The organism is Aggregatibacter sp. HMT-949 (assembly GCF_041734645.1).
In the GTDB taxonomy this organism is placed as follows: domain Bacteria; phylum Pseudomonadota; class Gammaproteobacteria; order Enterobacterales; family Pasteurellaceae; genus Rodentibacter.
On sequence record NZ_CP162010.1, the window covers coordinates 1,120,053 to 1,138,679 of the forward strand.

Annotated in this window: 13 protein-coding genes; 12 read left to right on the plus strand and 1 reads right to left on the minus strand. The window is 42.7% G+C overall.

From position 1 onward, the window contains the following. Nucleotides 1-5 precede the first annotated feature (5 nt). The 12 genes from AB3F25_RS05190 (at nt 6) to hemH (ending at nt 17,419) form a co-directional block, all read left to right on the plus strand. The gene (locus tag AB3F25_RS05190; RefSeq protein WP_373602832.1) at nt 6-8,264 is read left to right on the plus strand and encodes a hemagglutinin repeat-containing protein; all 8,259 of its coding nucleotides are present in this window, start codon (nt 6-8) and stop codon (nt 8,262-8,264) included. A gap of 61 nt (nt 8,265-8,325) precedes the next feature. Continuing rightward, a complete protein-coding gene (locus AB3F25_RS05195; protein ID WP_373602833.1) occupies nt 8,326-8,595 on the plus strand; it encodes a hypothetical protein in 270 nt (89 codons plus the stop codon). A 91-nt stretch (nt 8,596-8,686) separates the two neighbouring features. Continuing rightward, complete coding sequence (locus tag AB3F25_RS05200; protein ID WP_373602834.1) at nt 8,687-9,217, plus strand: hypothetical protein; 531 nt, start codon at nt 8,687-8,689, stop codon at nt 9,215-9,217. A gap of 189 nt (nt 9,218-9,406) precedes the next feature. Next, nucleotides 9,407-9,694, plus strand: coding sequence for a hypothetical protein (locus AB3F25_RS05205; protein WP_373602835.1), 288 nt, complete (start codon nt 9,407-9,409; stop codon nt 9,692-9,694). 556 nt (nt 9,695-10,250) lie between these two features. Further along, entirely contained in the window at nt 10,251-10,571 is a 321-nt protein-coding gene (locus AB3F25_RS05210) for a hypothetical protein (RefSeq protein ID WP_373602836.1), read from the plus strand. 1 nt (nt 10,572) lies between these two features. Further along, nucleotides 10,573-10,941 carry a hypothetical protein gene (locus tag AB3F25_RS05215; protein WP_373602837.1) on the plus strand — a complete coding sequence of 123 codons (369 nt, stop codon included), beginning with the start codon at nt 10,573-10,575 and terminating at the stop codon, nt 10,939-10,941. A 238-nt stretch (nt 10,942-11,179) separates the two neighbouring features. Beyond that, entirely contained in the window at nt 11,180-11,896 is a 717-nt protein-coding gene (sfsA, locus tag AB3F25_RS05220) for a DNA/RNA nuclease SfsA (protein WP_373602838.1), read from the plus strand. A 198-nt stretch (nt 11,897-12,094) separates the two neighbouring features. Beyond that, on the plus strand, nt 12,095-13,282 hold the full coding sequence (tyrS, locus tag AB3F25_RS05225) for a tyrosine--tRNA ligase (RefSeq protein ID WP_373602839.1): 1,188 nt from the start codon (nt 12,095-12,097) through the stop codon (nt 13,280-13,282). 215 nt (nt 13,283-13,497) lie between these two features. Beyond that, complete coding sequence (locus AB3F25_RS05230) at nt 13,498-14,424, plus strand: aminoimidazole riboside kinase (protein ID WP_373602840.1); 927 nt, start codon at nt 13,498-13,500, stop codon at nt 14,422-14,424. A 97-nt stretch (nt 14,425-14,521) separates the two neighbouring features. Continuing rightward, nucleotides 14,522-15,976, plus strand: a complete 1,455-nt coding sequence (locus AB3F25_RS05235) for a glycoside hydrolase family 32 protein (protein ID WP_373602841.1) — start codon at nt 14,522-14,524, stop codon at nt 15,974-15,976. A gap of 58 nt (nt 15,977-16,034) precedes the next feature. Next, nucleotides 16,035-16,451, plus strand: coding sequence for a hotdog fold thioesterase (locus AB3F25_RS05240; protein WP_373602842.1), 417 nt, complete (start codon nt 16,035-16,037; stop codon nt 16,449-16,451). Continuing rightward, nucleotides 16,448-17,419 carry a ferrochelatase gene (gene hemH, locus AB3F25_RS05245; RefSeq protein WP_373602843.1) on the plus strand — a complete coding sequence of 324 codons (972 nt, stop codon included), beginning with the start codon at nt 16,448-16,450 and terminating at the stop codon, nt 17,417-17,419. The genes AB3F25_RS05240 and hemH overlap by 4 nt, the downstream gene beginning before the upstream one ends. A gap of 54 nt (nt 17,420-17,473) precedes the next feature. Here hemH and selD read toward each other — a convergent pair whose 3' ends face one another. Beyond that, nucleotides 17,474-18,517 carry a selenide, water dikinase SelD gene (gene selD, locus AB3F25_RS05250; RefSeq protein WP_373602844.1) on the minus strand — a complete coding sequence of 348 codons (1,044 nt, stop codon included), beginning with the start codon at nt 18,515-18,517 and terminating at the stop codon, nt 17,474-17,476. Nucleotides 18,518-18,627: the final 110 nt, after the last annotated feature.

The following is an 18,627-nucleotide window of genomic DNA, read 5'->3' on the forward strand; positions in this document are numbered from 1 at the left end:
AAATAATGAACAAACATCACTACAAAGTCATTTTCAGCCGCGTGTTAAATCAACCGGTGGTCGTGTCCGAATTGGCAAAAGCGCAAGGCAAAGCGGCGGATGAAAACAATCAAGCGGTGGCGGAAGGTCAAAATAGCACCGCATTGAAGTTCCAAAATGGCACCGCATTGACGCTGTCTTTAAAGCCACTTTGTTTCGGGCTGGTGTTGGCTTTGGGTTGGGTGAGTTTGTCCGAAAGCGCCTTGGCGGCGCCGAATCCGACCGCCAATGCGGAGCCAAACGGTGCGGCAGAAATGGCCATTCGCGCCGATAAATCTGCGCCAAGCAGCCAACAGGCAACAATTCTGCACACCGCCAACGGCTTGCCGCAAGTGAACATCCAAACGCCGAGCGCGGCGGGCGTGTCGCGTAATCAATATGCTCAATTTGACGTCACCGAAAAAGGCGCGATTTTAAACAATGCGCGCAACGCCGCGCAAACACAGATGGCCGGTTGGGTGCAGGGCAACCCGAATTTGGCGCGTGGCGAAGCGAAAGTGATTTTAAACGAAGTCAATTCGGCAAATCCGAGCCGTTTAAAAGGCTACGTGGAAGTGGCGGGGCGAAAAGCCGATGTGGTGATTGCCAACCCGAACGGCATTGCGTGCGACGGCTGCGGCATCATCAACGCCGGCAGAGCAACAATGACGACGGGCCACGCACAAATAGAAAACGGCGAATTAAAAGGCTTTGAAGTCAAAGGTGGCAAGCTCAGCGTCGGCGACAACGGGCTGGACAACCGCCAAGCCGATTACACCGACATCATCGCCGAACGGGCGCAAATTGACGGCGGCCTGTGGGCGAACAAAGGCATTAAAGTCACCACCGGTCAAAACAAAGTCGACAAGAATAATCAAAGCGTCGTGTACATTGGCGACCACGCGAATACCCCAAATAGCACCGCATTGAACGCTCAAAACAGCACCGCATTAAACGCAGAGGACGCCGAAAATCCGGTTTACACCGTGGACGTCAGCCGACTCGGCGGTATGTACGCCGAGAAAATCACGCTGGTGGATAACGGCGCGGGTTTAGGCGTACGCAATGCCGGCCACATCGGCGCCTCGGCTGGCAACGTGCAAATTGACAGCCAAGGGCAAATTGTCAACGAAGGCACCCTCAGCGCAACCCAACAAGCCCACCTTCGGGCCAAAGGCGACATTCAAAATAGCGGTAAAATTGAAGCGCAACAAGTCGGAATTAAACTTGCCTCACAGCACCGCATTGAACAACACGGCGCCGTCCTCGCCCGCCAAGGCGCGATTTCTTATCAAGCGAAAGAAAATATTTCTCAGCGTGGTGAAAGCATCGCAAAAGGCAATATTATGTATCAAGCCCAAAACATTCACACCGAAAAAGACGCATTAATTGCTGCGGGTGTGAATACCGACGGCAAAACGCGTAGGTTAGAAACGCAACACGCGCAAGGTGCGAATATTACGCTCAATGCCAACGAAACGGTGACGTCCCGCGCCAAACATTTAGCCGGTGGGCAATTACACGTCGATGCCGTTTCGGTGGATTTAGCGCAAAGCCGGGTAAGCGCATACGGCATTCACCTTCGCTCAAGCCAATCGCCATTAGTGTTAAATCAGGCGACGTTATATAGTGAAGGGCAAACAGGTTTAACGTCCCCACAAAATATTGATACGCAAGCGGCAAATCTCAATGCACAAAACTTTGTGGTAAATAGCACGCAGCTGAATAATCAACAAGGCAACTGGATTCAGCGCGGTCGCGAAACGCTTACGTTAAACTTGAGCGCAGGATTAAATAACAGCCGAGGCCGCATCGCAACTGAGGGTGTGTTATCCCTTCAAACGCCATCGATTCAAAACAGCCAAGGTGTGCTTTGGTCAAACCATCGTTTGCAACTGAATGCGCAAGGCGGACGGATTGACAATCAAGCCGGTAACCTTTTTGGAAAATATCAATTAAGTGCGAATACGACAAGTCTTAATAACCGACAAGGCGAAATCTCAAGCGCTAACACTTTCATCACGGCACAGCAGATAAACAATGAAGGCGGTAAGCTGATTTCAAGTGAACAAACTCATCTCAATGTGACGGCGCTAAATAATCAACGCCAAGGTTTAATCTATAGCCAAGGCAATATCACACTGAATACGCAGACAATTTCTAACCAAGCGGGAGAAATTATCGGGGCGAAGATCGCCGCTACTGCGCAACAGATGGATAATGATGGCGGCAAGCTGATTTCAGATAAACAAGCCCACCTCAACGTGACGGCACTCAATAATCAGCGCCAAGGCTTAATTTATAGCCAAGGCAACGCCACGCTGAACATGCAAACCCTGCAAAATCAAAACGGAATTATTTCATCACGTATTCATACTGTCGTTGAAACAAGCGCTTTAGATAATCAACAAGGCCTCATTCAAAGTGAACGGGAGTTGATCCTTAACGCACAACAGCTTAACAATGCGCAAGGGAAAATATCTGCGCAAGATTTGACTCTGTCCGGCGACACCGCCGATAACAAAGAAGGTGTAATTGAAGCCGACAATTCAATACTAAATTTCAGCGTACTAGATAATCAAGGCCAAAGTGATGCGGGCTCGCTTGTTCGTGCAACCAAGCGCTTAGTGCTAAACATCACCCGCATCAATAATCAACACACCAACGCCACACAATCCACGCCGACACAAGGAATTCAAGCAGCCGATTTAGTCATGAATGGCGATGTTCTTGAAAACCAAGGCGGTGGAATTTATGCGGCGAAATCCGCAAATCTTGCCATTAATCAATTATTGAATAACCGACAAGGTGAAATTTTATCTACCGGTCATATTAATATCATTAACCCCGGTTTTACGTTGGCAGTGGATAATACGTTGGGCAAACTGGACTCTGCCATCAGCACCGCATTGCAGGCGAAATCCTTGGTCGAGGGTTCAATCAATACCCAAGGTGATTTAGCCATTGATTTAAAGGATAGCTTTACACTAAATCGAGGCTTCGGGGTGGGCCATAATTTAACGTTTCGTACACAAGGAGATTTTGTCAATAACACGAATCTTATTGTAGGAAATCGCGCTTTGATTGAAGGAGCGACAATTCGAAACGAAGCTCAGGCCGAAATTACCTCTTCGGATACTCGCCTGCAAAGCCAAACACTGGATAACTTCGGTTTAATTGACGGCAATACCACCTTGATTAAAGCCGGCGAAGCCAATAATATCGGTAAAGCACGTATTTACGGCGGACGGCTCGCCATAGAAGCGAAAAATCTTAACAACCTTGAAGATGCCGACGGCAATGCCGCTACGATTGCCGCACGCGAACGTCTCGATTTAGGCGTAGCTAACCTCGTCAATCGCAATCATTCCCTCATTATGAGTTTGGGCAATCTCTATATCGGCGGAAAATTGGATAAAAATAATCAAATGCTAGGTTATGCTAATGATATTGATAACGGCAGCGCAACTATCGAAGCATTAGGTAGCGGTCGAGTGCAAACCCGTCATCTCTTAAATCATGATTTACATCTAAAACTGGGTGATAAAATAAAACATGAAAGAATTAAAGAAGTGTCCTTAGGCAGTAATACACATCGTTATCGTGACGGCAAAGACGGCTATTTTAATTTAAATAACGGCAGTCGTAATCCGAATTCCTATTTTCAATTAACCAACGGGCACCGCATTGAAGGCTTTGGCTGGAAAATTTGGGAGTTCACAAGAACAACTGTCACCAGTACGATTGAACATCAAGATCCGGGTAAGATTTTAATGGGAGGCGAACTTCATCTTTCCGGTGAAAATCTTCATAACCGACACAGTCAAATCTTAGTGGGACAAAAATTACTATTGGATGACAACGCCTTTCTTCAAAGCAGCGATAAAGTCTTAAGTAGCGCCCTTTCCAGACTTAATAACGAGGATCTCATCGGCGAGATAAATATTGTTGATAACGGCGATTTTGCGCAAGAATATCGGGTGAGAAGGAAAAAAGGCCGCAAAGGGCATAATCATTACCATCATCATAGCGCCTTTAACGATGTACATGCTACGCAACACTTTAATTTCGGTTTAGAACTATTGAAAATTGGCGAACCGATTGTTTCAGTCGGTGCAACCGTTGATGAGAAATCGGATTTTCAAGGCGTCTCCGTTACACAAAAAACGCCATTAAATACCGATTTAACGGGAAATCCTGTAAATACGGGGACTATCACTTCGGGTATGGTAAAAAACCGAGATGAGCTCGGTATTAAAACCCATTTGCCGGAGATTACACTACCGCAGGGAAGCCTGTATAAAATTAATCCGAGTTCAACCTCTTCTTTTTTAGTGGAAACGGATCCGCGTTTTACCGATCGCAGTAAATGGTTAAGTAGTGATTATATGTTTAAACAACTTAATAACGATCCGCAAAATCAACTAAAACGCTTAGGTGACGGTTTTTATGAACAACGTTTAATTAACGAACAAATCAATCAGCTCACAGGCAGACGTTTCTTAGACGGTTATTTATCCGATTATGAGCAATACAAGGCCTTAATGGATAACGGAATACTGTATGCAAAAAAACTGAATCTGATTCCGGGCGTAGCCCTTTCTGCCGAACAAATGAAAGCTTTAACATCAGATATGGTTTGGATGGTGAACCGCGAAGTTATCTTGCAAGACGGTACAAAAACGACTGTGCTAACTCCGCAAGTTTATCTTGTCGGACGCAATGCGCATGTAAACAGCCGTGGCGCGCTGATCTCCGCTGATGATGTGATAATTAACACGCAAGGTAATGTACAAAACGGCGGTATTATTGCCGGGCGCAATCTTACGCACTTGAGCGCAAACAATATTGAAAACCAAGGAGGAAAACTACAAGGCCGAGATGTGTATTTATTTGCGAAAAATCGTTTGCATCATTTAGGCGGTGCACTTTCTGCCGAACAAAATCTTACAGCAAAAGCAAAAAATATTGATATTGAAAGCACCCTGTCTGAAACGACGAATAATGGACACTTTAAACATAAAAATATTGACCGTATAGCGACGATTCAAGCCGGAGATAAAGATAATCGTGCCAATATCGCCCTTTATGCAAAAGAAGAATTGACCGTAAAAGGGGCGAATATGGATATCAAAGGCAATGCGACTTTCCAAGCCGGCAACAAACTTCACCTTGGTACGATTGAAACGGAAAATAAACAACACTTTATTAAAGACGGCGACAACTACTACAAACTTCATCAACAAAATGAAGTAGGAAATCGGTTAAACATTGAAGGTGATGGTCGTTTTATCGGTGACGCCGAAATTGAAATGCGCGGTGTTTCAGCCACAAGTAACGGCACAATAAATATGCTTTCCCATGGTGACATTAATATTCAAGAAAGCCGTCAAAAAGAAAGCCTTGCCGAAGGGACAAAGTGGACGAAACGCGGGATGTTCCAATCTAAAACCGAAATTCGTCGCCATAATCACAACTACAATCTGGCAGAATCATCAAATTTAGATGCGAATAAAATCAACATTCAATCCACTCATGGCGATGCCACGCTACAAGGCTCCAATGCGGTGTCGGAAAAGGACTTCACGGTTAGCGCAAAAAACATTGCAATTAAAGAAGCTGAAAATAACGTTTATTCCGATGATTTTCACGCGAAGAAAAAATCCGGCGTACTGACCGGCGGAGGCATAGGCATTACATTCGGCGCCCAAAAACAAACCGTCGAAAGCGACCAAACCAAACGCTATGCGCAAGGCAGTCAGGCGGGAAGTTTGAACGGCAATACGAACATCGTTGCTGACAAAACTTACACGCAAACGGCCAGCACGGTGAGTAGTGTAAACGGCGATGTGAATATCCTCGCCCGGAAAGTTGGCATTCAAGCCGCCGATGACAGATACGAAACCAACACCAAACAAACCTTCCAACAAAAAGGCTTAACCATCGCCATTACTTCGCCGATACTCTCGGCGCTTCAGGCAGTGCAAGGCGCGGTACAATCCGTAGAAAAAGTCGGACAGAGTAAAAATGACCGAGTGAACGCGATGGCCGCGGCCAATGCGGGGATGAGTGCGTATCGTGCTTATCAGGCAGTGAATGGGGCGAAAGACGCGGTAAAAAGTGTGGCTGATGCGGCCAACATCACCAAAGATGGCGTGGACAGCTTGGTCGGTATTCAAATTACCTATGGGCAACAAAAAAGCGAATCAAAAACCCATACCGAAGGCAAAACCGCTGCTACAAGCGAAGTCAATGCGGGCGGAAAAGTCAATGTCACGGCAACAGGGGCGAACAAAGACTCGACCATCCATATAGAAGGCGCCGATGTATCCGGCAAACAAGGAACGCATCTTGCCGCAGATAATCAAGTAAACATTAAAGCCGCCGAACAAACACATAAAGAACGCAGTACCAACAAATCCAGCGGATTCAATGTGGGTGTAGCGATTAAAGTCGGCAGCGGTGTAGCAGCCGGTGTTACAGTTGGCGGCAACTATGGTAAAGGCTACGGTAACGGCGATGAAACCACTTATGTGGCAAGCCATGTAGGCGATATGAACAGCCAGACCACAATTCATGCAGGCGGTGATGCGAACCTCATCGGTAGCCAAGTGAAAGGCAAGCGTGTTGAAGTCGATGCTGAAAATCTCAACATTGAAAGCTTGCAAGACAAATCCACTTACAAAGGTAAGCAAATGAATGTAAGTGGTAGTGTGACGGTGGGCTACGGTTTCTCTGCTGGTGGCAGCTACAGCCAATCTAAAATTAACGCCGATCATGCCAGCGTAAATGAGCAGGCGGGGATTTATGCAGGTGATGATGGCTATGACATCAACATCAATAAACACACAGACTTAAAAGGTGCGCTTATCACATCTACGCAGAAAGCAGAAGATGACGGTAAAAACCAAATCTCCACCGCCACCCTCTCCCACGCCGATATTGAAAACCACTCGAACTACAGCGGTTCAAGCTTTGGTTTGAGTGGTAGTGTGGCGGCGAATTTTGAGACACCGTTTGGGAAAGATGGTCAAGTACAAAGTAGTAAACAGGCGGTGGATGATAATGGCAATCTAATTTATAGAAACGACCGAGGAGAAATGACCACAGAAGCCAAAAATGCGCAGGGTAAAGACAACGCAAAACAACTTGCTACAGGTTGGAATTCTTTAGAAACCTCAACAGGATTTGGCATTGGGCGAGATAAAGAAAGTCAAAGTAGCGTGACAAAAAGTGGTATTAATACCAAGAATATTGAAATTATAGACCAAGCGGAACAACTGGCGAAAACCGGTGAAACGGTTGAGCAGACGCTAGATAGCATTAAAACCGATGTAACTACGGATAATGCAGAGCAGCATTCCGGCAAGTTGGAAAATCATTTTGATAAAGACAAGGTGATGAAAGAGCTCAACATTCAAGTGAAAGTTACTCAAGATTTTCGTAAAAATGCCTTCTCAATGATTGATGCCTATGTGCTTCCAAAACAGGCTGAATTGAGAAAACAAATCAAGGAAGCCAAAACGGAAGAGGAAAAGACCGTACTTTATGATGAAATTTATAAATTGCAGTATCAAAAACGTTTGCTTGAAACCGTGGTAGGCATCGTATCGGGTTCGCCTGATGTTGCAATAACACAAGGAACTTTGCAATTAGCCGCAACGAAGATGAGAGAGGAGACTTTAGCTAATTCAAGATTATTCAAAGGAATTAAAGATGCGAAGACGGGGAAAATTCTTCGTAATGATAGTTATGATAGTGGTTATTTTGATGGAGTAAAATTAGGTGGTGTAAGGATTGATGTTGATGCTATTTGCAATAGTAACATGGGGACTTGTACTTATAATGATGATAATTCAATCATATTTAAAGGTAATAAAGACTATACATTAGATGATGTTATTGATCCGCAACAAAATAAAAAAGCGGGTGGATTGTATGGAGAAACCGGTGGTTTTCAACCTGTTCAAGGTGAGTGGAATCTACATTTTACGAGAATTCCGTATAGCATCGGTTCTATCTCGGATATGGCGGTAGAGTCCTTTGCCGGTACTCACGACCTGTTAGGAGGCCAAGCATGGGGCTGGTATGATAAACAAGGAAATACTGCAGAAAAAAATAAACTTACTGGTGTAGCATCAGGTGTAACAACTGTTATTGCAATACCAGTATCCGCACCATTTGCTTTATCCGATGTCATGTCATCAGATATGTTTGAACTTTTGATGAAAATAGGAGGTAAATAAAATGAGATACTCCTTATTTCTTCTTTGTTTTATATTAAACGGATGTTTTCATACTCCACAAATGGTTAATTGTGTTGATAAAGGCAAATCATGGTCAGCTATAGCACATTATCAAAAGCCTTATAGTATAGGTAAAACTAATTCACACCAGCGTTGGAAAGATGCTGTTAAGTGTGGAGCTGAATATGGTGATTATGATTTGAAAAAGCTTCATAGTGATAATTATGAAAAATTTCATAGTTGTATGGAAACAAAAGGATATAAAAAATTTTGGCCCGCAGAATGCGGTTATAAAAATTCCAAATGGGATAAGGGGATATGTAATGAATAGCTTAGTAAAAATGGAGGATTTCAACTGGTTAAAGGGGAATATAATCCCCTAGATAGAGCGCGTCTCCTGACTACAGCTATTAGGTGGACAAATGTGGGGATGGTATGACAAACAAGGAAATACAGTACCTAAAAATAAGATTACTGGAGTAGCATCAGATATAACCACCGTTGTTGCAATACCTATGTCTGCGCCATTTGCGCTATCTGATGTATTATCATCAGATACATTTGAACTTTTGATGAAAATGGGGGGGGAAATAAAAATGAAAAAATTTTTGATGATATCTCTATTATTCCTTCATGGTTGCTATTGGCATAATGGGTGTCTGTATACAGCGCAAATGGTTAATTGCTATATGGATAAAGTGCCATTTTCTTCTATCGCTTATTATCAAAAAATAGATAGTATCGGACATACTGATATAAATCAGCGCTGGAGAGATGCTGAATTGTGTGGAGCTAAATATGGAGATAGTAATTTATGGAGTGTTATTAAACCCCAAAATTTCCGAAATGAATTTCGTATTTGTATGGAAAGTAAAGGATATCATATATTTGACAGCTCAGAATGTGGTGTAAAAGAACCTAAAAGCTTAAACAAGGGGATATGTAATGAATAGCCTACTAAGTAACAACTGCTATTGCAATACCAGTATCTGCACCATTTGCTTTGTCCGATGTAATGTCATCAGATATGTTTGAACTTTTGATAAAAATAGGAGGTAAATAAAATGAGATACTCCTTATTTCTTCTTTGTTTTATATTAAACGGATGTTGGTATTCAAACGGATGTTTTTATACTCCACAAATGGTTAATTGTGTTGATAAGGGGAAAGAATATCCATTAATTGCAGGATATCAAAAAAAAGGGCTACTAGGACATACAAACTCAAAACAACGATGGAAAGATTTTGTTTCTTGTGGAGGAAAGTATGGTGATATAAATCTACACTACTATCCGCAAAACTATCAAATAAATGGCAAAAGATACAAAAATCTTGATGAATGTATGAATACTAAGGAGTATATATATCTTTCTCCCGCTGAATGTGGCTATCAAGATTCTAAGTGGGATAAGGGAAAATGTAACTTATAAAGCATTGAATTTATTATTTAAATAGAGTACGGTCAAAAATTTAGGAGTTTTTAAATTTTAAAAACAATCTGAAAAATGACTATGTTTTTTTTTTAGAGAAAGAAAATTAATTCGTCAGCAAGGTAGCGTGCATTAATCTTTGGTTCATACACCTTGCGTTAGTTATAGGGATAGAAATAATGAAAATTTTAGTTATATCCTTCATGACTATTTTTATTCAATCTTGCCTTTCACATTCTTCAGATGAGGCTTAGCATAATCTTAATAAAATGAACAAAGAGGCTAATGGAAAGAAAATATGTATGAAATATAAAGGAAATGTACATGTCATGTATTATTGTGAAAATGAAAACAAAGAACAATATCAAAGTAGAAAGTAAAAAATACGCATAATTAATGAGATCTTCTTTTACTGTACACTTTATCTATAGAGGTTATGAATTTGTTGTTTGGGGTAAGATAATGAAAAAAGTTATATTTATCCTAATTTTTATATCCATCATAACAGGATGTTATTCAGCAAAAGACGATTATTATTATGAAATGACAACAATTTTTGGGTAAACCATATAGTTATGTTGCTGAATTTCAAAAACCTTATAGTTTAGGTCATACAGATTCTAAGCAATGTTGGATTGATTTAAGTAAGTGTAGTATTAAATATGGCGATATTTATGCAGGTACTCACGATATGCTTGGAGGGCAAATTTGGGGCTGGTATGACAAACAAGGTAATACTTCTCAGAAAAATAATATCCAACAATTTTTATCAGATCGAACAACAGAAATAGCAATTCCTATTTCCGCACCATTTGCTGTATCTGATCTAATTAGTTCGGATATGATGGAAGTACTTTTTAAATTAGGAGGTAATTAACATGAAAATAATCTTATTAATTATTTCAGTGTTTTTGATAAGTGGTTGTTTATATTCTTTTGAGGGTGAATGTTTTAGACCAATCATTCAGGTTGTCTCAAGTAATTGCTATAAAAAAGGAGAAGTGTTCTCATCAATAGCTCATTATCAAAAGCATTATAGTATAGGTAAAACTGATCAGCAACAGCGTTGGAAAGATGCTGTTAGCTGTGGTAGTAAATATGGAGATCAAGAACTTTACTACATTAATAAAACTGGTAAATACGAAGAATTTCAATCTTGTATGGAAACAAAAGGATATAAAAAATTTTGGCCCGCAGAATGCGGTTATAAAAATTCCAAATGGGATAAGGGGATATGTAATGAATAGCTTAGTAAAAATGGGGGGATTTCAATCGGTTAAAGGGAGATGGAATCCCCTAGATAGAGCGCGTCTCCTGACCACAGCTATTCGAAACTTTAACTGTAGAAGATTAAACCCAATCTGACAGCCCCCATTTAAAAACTCGTGCCTGTCAGATTAAATCTGATCTTCTACAGGTCAGCATCAATGTGTTAGTGATGTTTCGACAAAAATTCGCTATAATTCGCCCTTTTTAAGAAACATTATGCTGCTACCCTCTCTGCAATCTGCAAAATTAATTCGACGTTATAAACGTTTCCTTGCCGATATTGAATTGCCAAACGGCGAAGTAATAACTATTCACTGTGCCAACACCGGTGCAATGACCGGCTGCGATGAAAAAGGCGATATCGTTTGGTATTCTCGCTCTGACAACCAAACCCGTAAATATCCCCATTCTTGGGAACTCACCCAACTGCCAAACGGCCAACTTTGCTGTATCAATACGCATCGCTCTAATCAACTGGTGTTCGAAGCATTACAAAACAAGCAAATTAAAGCGCTGGCAATGTACGATGAAATTCATCCTGAAGTCAAATACGGCGAAGAAAACAGTCGCATAGACTTCCTTTTAAAAGGCAAAGACTTGCCGGATTGTTATGTGGAAGTGAAATCTATTACGTTGGTAAAAGACGAACTAGGCATGTTCCCCGATGCCGTCACTACGCGCGGACAAAAACACGTGCGCGAATTGCTGACAATGAAAAAACAAGGTTATCGCGCTGTAGTGCTATTTGCCGGGCTACACAATGGTTTCAAGCATTTCAAAATTGCTGAATATATTGATCCTGAATACGATCGCTTGTTGAAAGAAGCAATCGAACAAGGCGTAGAGGCTTATGCCTATGCAGGAGAATTTAAGATTTCAGATGGAATTCCAACTGCACTCACATTGACGGAAGACGTTCCTTATATCAAATAAATAAATTTGAGAATTATTTGCATTTAGTTATTGACAAGATTATTGAGAACAATTATCATCTAACCATTCCAACAACAATATTAGATAATCACTCCAATATTCCCGCCTATTTCCCCACAAATAGGCGTTTTTTTTATTCACAATTCATTCAGAATCCCTATAATAAAGCCCTTTACAAAACACAATTAGGAAATAACGATGACTGATATTAATACCGTTCTCGCAGAACTAAAGCGCGGTACGGATGAAATCCTTTCAGAAGCGGATTTAATCGAAAAATTGAAAGAAAATCGCCCTTTAAAAGTGAAATTAGGCGCCGACCCGACTGCCCCGGATATTCATTTGGGACATACCGTAGTGTTAAATAAATTACGTCAATTCCAACAACTCGGTCACGAAGTATATTTCTTAATCGGTGATTTCACCGGTATGGTAGGCGACCCGTCAGGCAAAAACGCCACCCGCCCTCCCCTTAGCCGCGAAGACGTGCTACGCAATGCAGAAACTTACAAAGAACAGATTTTCAAAATTTTAGATCCGGCGAAAACTAAAATTGTGTTCAACTCCGAATGGTTAGGCAAACTCGGAACCGAAGGCATGATTCGCTTGGCAAGTAACTACACCGTCGCCCGTATGTTGGAACGTGACGATTTCAAAAAACGCTTCAACAATAATCAACCGATTGCCATCCACGAATTTATCTATCCATTATTGCAGGGACACGATTCCGTCGCATTAAGCGCAGACATCGAACTGGGCGGAACCGACCAAAAATTCAATTTATTAGTCGGTCGCGAATTACAAAAATCCGCCGGCAAAAAACCGCAGGTAGCCATCACTATACCATTGCTCGTCGGCTTAGACGGCGAGAAAAAAATGTCTAAATCGCTAGGTAACTATATCGGCGTGACTGATGCACCAAATGACATGTTCGGTAAAATCATGTCGATTTCGGACGATTTAATGTGGGATTGGTATAACTTACTTTCATTCCGCCCATTAAGCGAAATCGCACAACTAAAAGCGGACGTAGAAAACGGCAAAAATCCGCGTGACGTAAAAATTTTACTGGCTAAAGAAATTATCGCGCGTTTCCACAATGAAGCCGCGGCTGATGCTGCCGAACAAGAATTTATCAATCGCTTCCAAAAAGGTGCCATACCGGATGAAATGCCGGAATTCACTTTCACGGAAGAAATCGGTTTAGCGACTTTATTAAAAGAAGCCGGCCTCGTTCCTTCCACTTCTGAAGCGATTCGTTCCGCACAACAAGGCGGCGTGAAAATCAACGGCGAAAAAGTGGGAGACATAAAAGTCAACGCGCCAAAAGGCACAAATATTTACCAAGTAGGCAAACGCAAGTTTGCGCGCGTAACGGTGAAATAAAAACGGAAAATAACCGCGCTTTTAAAGTGCGGTTATTTTTTAATTAAAGAATCAACATAACACAAAGAAATGGCGATGAAGTCGCAATGAAAGTTGAAATTAGCACCGCATTGAAGCCTTTATTTTCGCGGTCATTACGTGCCATAAATGGAAAACACGAAGAAGCTCAATAGCAATATTTATAAATACGCTGTTATCAACAAAAGGAAAATACTATGAGCCAAAAAATTTGGGTAACCGGCGATGCCGTGGTGGATTTGATTCCCGATGGTGAAAATCATTATTTACGTTGTGCGGGTGGTGCGCCGGCTAACGTGGCGGTGGGCGTGGCGCGCTTAGGTTGTCAGAGTGCCTTTATCGGACGCGTGGGCAACGATCCGCTCGGTCAATTTATGCAAGAAACACTAAATGCGGAAAACGTGGACATCACACACATGATTCTCGATCCGCAACATCGCACTTCAACGGTTGTGGTCGGTTTAGATAACGGCGAACGCAGTTTCACCTTTATGGTGAATCCGAGTGCCGATCAATTCCTGCAAACGACCGATTTACCGCCGTTCCAAGCGGGCGAGTGGTTGCACTGCTGCTCCATCGCGCTGATCAATAACCCGTCGCGCGAAGCAACCTTTGAAGCGATTCGACGCATTAAAGTGGCGGGCGGCTTCTTCTCATTCGATCCGAATTTGCGCGAATCCCTTTGGGCTAATTTAGATGAAATGAAAACCGTGGTGATGGAAGCAGTGGCACTGGCAGACGTATTGAAATTCTCCGAGGAAGAACTCACCCTGCTTACCAACACCGATAGTTTGGAAAAAGCATTCGAACGCATCACCACGCTTTATCCGGAAAAATTAATTATCGTGACCCTTGGCAAAGAGGGCGCGCTATATCATTTTGCCGGCAAAAAAGACGTGGTGGTCGGCAAAGCATTAAAACCGGTCGATACCACCGGTGCGGGCGACGCTTTCGTAGGGGGATTACTTGCCGGACTCGCTCAACATCCAAACTGGCAAGAAGATGATGTGTTGCAGCAAGTTATCCGCCAAGCCAATGCCTGTGGTGCACTCGCCACAACGGCCAAAGGCGCGATGTCTGCCTTGCCGAATAAAGCGCAACTCACTGAATTTTTAGCCGATTAACCACAAGGTGCGTGAATAACGATATTCACGCACCTTGATTTCATTTACGTGCATAAATTTTAATCTGTACCTTTTCCATTTCTGACAGAAGATTCAAATGATTATTTTCAATAACGGCAAATACAAAAGTCTCCTTGCTGCCGCACCGGGCGAGCTCAATGCGGTGCTGAAAACGGTAGCCGGCGACAAAGATTTTTATCCGACTTACCACCTTGCGCCGCCAACCGGCTTATTAAACGACCCAAATGGATTGGTGTTTGATGGCGAAAAATATCATCTTTTTTATCAATGGTTTCCATTTGATGCATTGCACGGTATGAAGCATTGGAAACATTTCGTCACACATGATTTTCACACTTACCAAGCGGCCGACGATTTAATTCCTTGCGAATTATTCGAATCGCACGGTTGCTATTCCGGCGGCGCATTGAAAGTGGGTGACAAATTGGCAATGTTCTATACCGGCAACACTCGCCGACCGAGCGATAATCAACGCGTACCGTACCAAAATCTAGCGATTTTCGATTTAGACGGTAAACTCATCGACAAGCGTCCATTAATCGAAAATTCACCGGCCGGCTACACTGAGCATGTGCGCGATCCAAAACCTTATTTCGCCCCAAACGGCAAAATTCGCTTCATCTGCGGTGCGCAACGAGAAAACCTTAGCGGCACCGCAATTATTTTTGAAATGGATAACTTAAACGATAAACCGCATTTACTCGGCGAACTTGCCGTGCCGGCATTTAACAATCACAAGGTATTTATGTGGGAATGCCCGGATTTGTTTAAATTAAGTGATAAAGACATTTTCATTTGGTCGCCACAAGGCAAAGATCGAGCACCGCATCAATTTCAAAATAACTACCACGCCACTTACGCTATCGGGCACTTGAACGGTAATATGCTGGAAGCCGAACACATCGCCGAACTCGACCAAGGTTTCGACTTTTACGCACCACAAACTTTCAGCGGCTTAGAAAATAAAGAAAGCACCCTGATGTTCGGTTGGATCGGCTTACCTGATCTCACTTATCCAACAGATAAATTCAAATGGCATTCCGCCCTCACATTACCTCGCAAAATTCATTTAGAAAACAATCGGTTATATCAGCGTCCGATTGCAAAAATCGATGAAAATCTGACCGCAGTTTCAACCTTCACCTTGCAAGGAAAAATGCACGTCGCCGATTTAGATCGTGCTTATTTAAAATTCGAGGCGGGTAATAAACCGTTTAAATTGAATTTCTTTACTAACGAAAAAGGAGAGTATTTAAGCTTATCTTACGAAAATAGTTTGATTTGTTTGGATCGTAGTCAATCCGAGCAAACCGAGTTAATGAAAAAATTCGGAACGCAGCGTTATTGCGAAGTGGAAGAATTGCATTTGATAGAAATTTTCTTTGATCGCTCAATTGTGGAGATTTTCATAAATAACGGTGAGAAAGCGATGACGTCACGCTTCTTTATTGCAGAAAGAGAAAATCTGATAAGCTCGGATCGTTCGTTAGACATTCAAATTGGTTATCCTAAAGCGATTCGGTATATTTAATTAAAATCGACTTCGTTAATAACGAATAATGTTAAAAATAAATCATCTAGGAAAATCAATGATCTGGAAAAAAACATTTACACTGCCGCAACTTAACGAAATGGGGAAAAACTGTGCGGTGGGACATCTCGGCATCGAAATCTCAGCATTCGGCGACAATTGGTTGGAAGCAAGCATGCCGGTAGATCATCGCACGACACAGCCTTTCGGTTTACTGCACGGCGGCGTTTCGGTAGCGCTGGCGGAAACCGTCGGATCGCTGGCAGGGTTTCTTGCCGTGGAGGAAGGCAATGCGGTGCTCGGAGCGGAGATCAGCGCCAATCATCTTCGCCCGGTGAGACAAGGCAAAGTCACCGCCAAAGCGACGCCAATTAATTTAAGCCCCAATACCCATGTTTGGCAAATTGACATCCGCACGGAAGAAGATAAACTTTGCTGCCTTGCACGATTAACGCTTTCTATTATCACGCTATGACAATAACAAAAAAATTTGGGGTCATTTTAGCCAATTTAGGCACGCCTGACGAACCGACATCTTCCGCCATTTCCCGCTATTTATGGGAATTTTTAACAGATCCGCGCGTAGTGGATTTACCGCGCTGGAAGTGGTTTCCGTTACTAAAAGCGATTATTTTACCGCTACGTTCCAAACGCATCGCGAAAAATTATCAAGCCATTTGGACAACACAAGGGTCGCCTTTATTCGCCATTACCAAACAGCAACAACAGGCATTGCAAACTTATTTGAGCGCGCAAGGAATCGATGTGCAAGTCGAAATCGCCATGACTTATGGCAATCCGTCAATGCGAAGTGCAGTCAAAAATTTGCTTAAAAGTCAGGTGGAAAAAATTATCGTTTTGCCGCTTTATCCGCAATATTCCAGTACCACTACGGGCGCCTTGCTTGATGCTTTTGCCAATGCGCTGAAACAAGAACGCGGCTTTGTGCCTTTTGATTTCATCCATTCCTATCATTTAAATGAAAACTACATTAATGCCTTGGCACAATCCGTTCAAGCGCGCTTAAAAGCTGACGAGTTTTTGTTATTCTCTTATCATGGCATCCCGCTGCGTTATGAAAATATGGGCGATTATTATCGCGAACATTGCAAACAAACCACTATCGCAGTGGCGGATAAGCTTGGTTTAACGAAAAACCAATGGGCGATGAGCTTCCAATCGCGTTTTGGTCGCGAAGAATGGTTACAGCCTTACACCGATAAGTTTTTGCAAAATGCAAGTGCGCAAGGAATTAACAAAATTGCGGTGATTTGTCCCGGTTTTGCTGCAGATTGCTTAGAAACCATTGAAGAAATTGATGAAGAAAACCGCGAGTATTTCTTAACGCATGGCGGCGAGTCTTATCAATATATTCCGGCCTTGAATGCGGTGCCCGCACACATTGCAATGATGGGAAAATTAATTTTAGAAAAAATCATATAAAAATCGCATAAAAAAGCGCGGGTTCAATGCCGCGCTTTTTACGTTCTTATTGTTTTAACGAATTTCCACCAAGATTCGTTCTTCCGGCTTACGTGCGATCAGCTTGCCGATTTCATAAATCTCAATTCCCTCTTGCTGTGCAATATCAAGAATTTGTCGCTCACTTTCCGGTTTCACCGCCACCAGCAAACCGCCTGAGGTTTGCGGATCGCATAACACTGCTTTTTGATAATCCGTTAAAGCACCGACTTTATCTCCGTAACTGTCAAAGTTACGCGTCGTACCGCCCGGCACGCAGCCTTCTGCAATATATTCCGGCACGCCATCCAACGTATGAATGCGATCGAAAAATAGAACCGCATTGAGATTCGCGCCTTCGCAGACTTCAATCAAATGCCCAAGTAAACCGAACCCCGTCACATCCGTCATTGCTGTCACGCCGTCCACTTCAGAAAATCGGCTACCGATGCTATTCATCCGGCACATCATTTTTGTTGCTAAGCCTTGGTGTTCGGCTTTTAGCTTGCCTTTTTTCTCCGCGGTAGTCAGCACACCGATACCAAGCGGTTTGGTTAAATAAAGCTTACAACCGACTTGCGCCGACGCATTACGTTTGACTTTTTCCGTATTGATCACGCCCGTTACTGCCAAGCCGAAAATTGGTTCCGGCGCATCAATAGAATGCCCACCGGCGAGAGAAATACCCGCTTGATGACAAGCAAAACGTCCGCCATCGACGATTTTTTGTGCGATTTCCGCCGGTAATTGATTAATCGGAAAACCTAAAATCGCAATTGCCATAATCGGCTTACCGCCCATGGCAAAAATATCGCTGATGGCATTGGTTGCCGCGATGCGTCCGAAATCAAAAGGATCGTCCACAATCGGCATAAAGAAATCCGTAGTACTGATAATCGCGCTACCGTTGCCCAAATCGTAAACCGCCGCGTCATCCGCTGTATCATTGCCGACCAATAAATTCGGATCGACAAAATTTTCAAGTTGCGTTTGTAAAATAGTCCCTAACACCTTAGGCGAAATTTTACAGCCTCAACCCGCGCCGTGGCTGTACTGAGTTAAACGAATTTCGTCCGTCATACTGCATTCCTTGTGATAAATGGATGGCGCATTATACCTTTTTTGCGATGAAAGTGCGGTCAAAAAATCAAACGTTTTTGCTATACTGCCGCGAAAATTTTAATTTACCG

Excerpts from the sequence above, each read along its gene's own strand:
- AB3F25_RS05235 (WP_373602841.1), top strand. The coding sequence starts at position 14,522 with ATGATTATTTTCAATAACGGCAAATACAAAAGTCTCCTTGCTGCCGCA.
- AB3F25_RS05215 (WP_373602837.1), top strand. The coding sequence starts at position 10,573 with ATGAAAATAATCTTATTAATTATTTCAGTGTTTTTGATAAGTGGTTGT.
- AB3F25_RS05195 (WP_373602833.1), top strand. The coding sequence starts at position 8,326 with ATGGTTAATTGTGTTGATAAAGGCAAATCATGGTCAGCTATAGCACAT.
- hemH (WP_373602843.1), top strand. The coding sequence starts at position 16,448 with ATGACAATAACAAAAAAATTTGGGGTCATTTTAGCCAATTTAGGCACG.
- sfsA (WP_373602838.1), top strand. The coding sequence starts at position 11,180 with ATGCTGCTACCCTCTCTGCAATCTGCAAAATTAATTCGACGTTATAAA.
- AB3F25_RS05190 (WP_373602832.1), top strand. The coding sequence starts at position 6 with ATGAACAAACATCACTACAAAGTCATTTTCAGCCGCGTGTTAAATCAA.
- AB3F25_RS05240 (WP_373602842.1), top strand. The coding sequence starts at position 16,035 with ATGATCTGGAAAAAAACATTTACACTGCCGCAACTTAACGAAATGGGG.
- tyrS (WP_373602839.1), top strand. The coding sequence starts at position 12,095 with ATGACTGATATTAATACCGTTCTCGCAGAACTAAAGCGCGGTACGGAT.
- AB3F25_RS05230 (WP_373602840.1), top strand. The coding sequence starts at position 13,498 with ATGAGCCAAAAAATTTGGGTAACCGGCGATGCCGTGGTGGATTTGATT.
- AB3F25_RS05205 (WP_373602835.1), top strand. The coding sequence starts at position 9,407 with ATGGTTAATTGTGTTGATAAGGGGAAAGAATATCCATTAATTGCAGGA.
- AB3F25_RS05200 (WP_373602834.1), top strand. The coding sequence starts at position 8,687 with ATGTGGGGATGGTATGACAAACAAGGAAATACAGTACCTAAAAATAAG.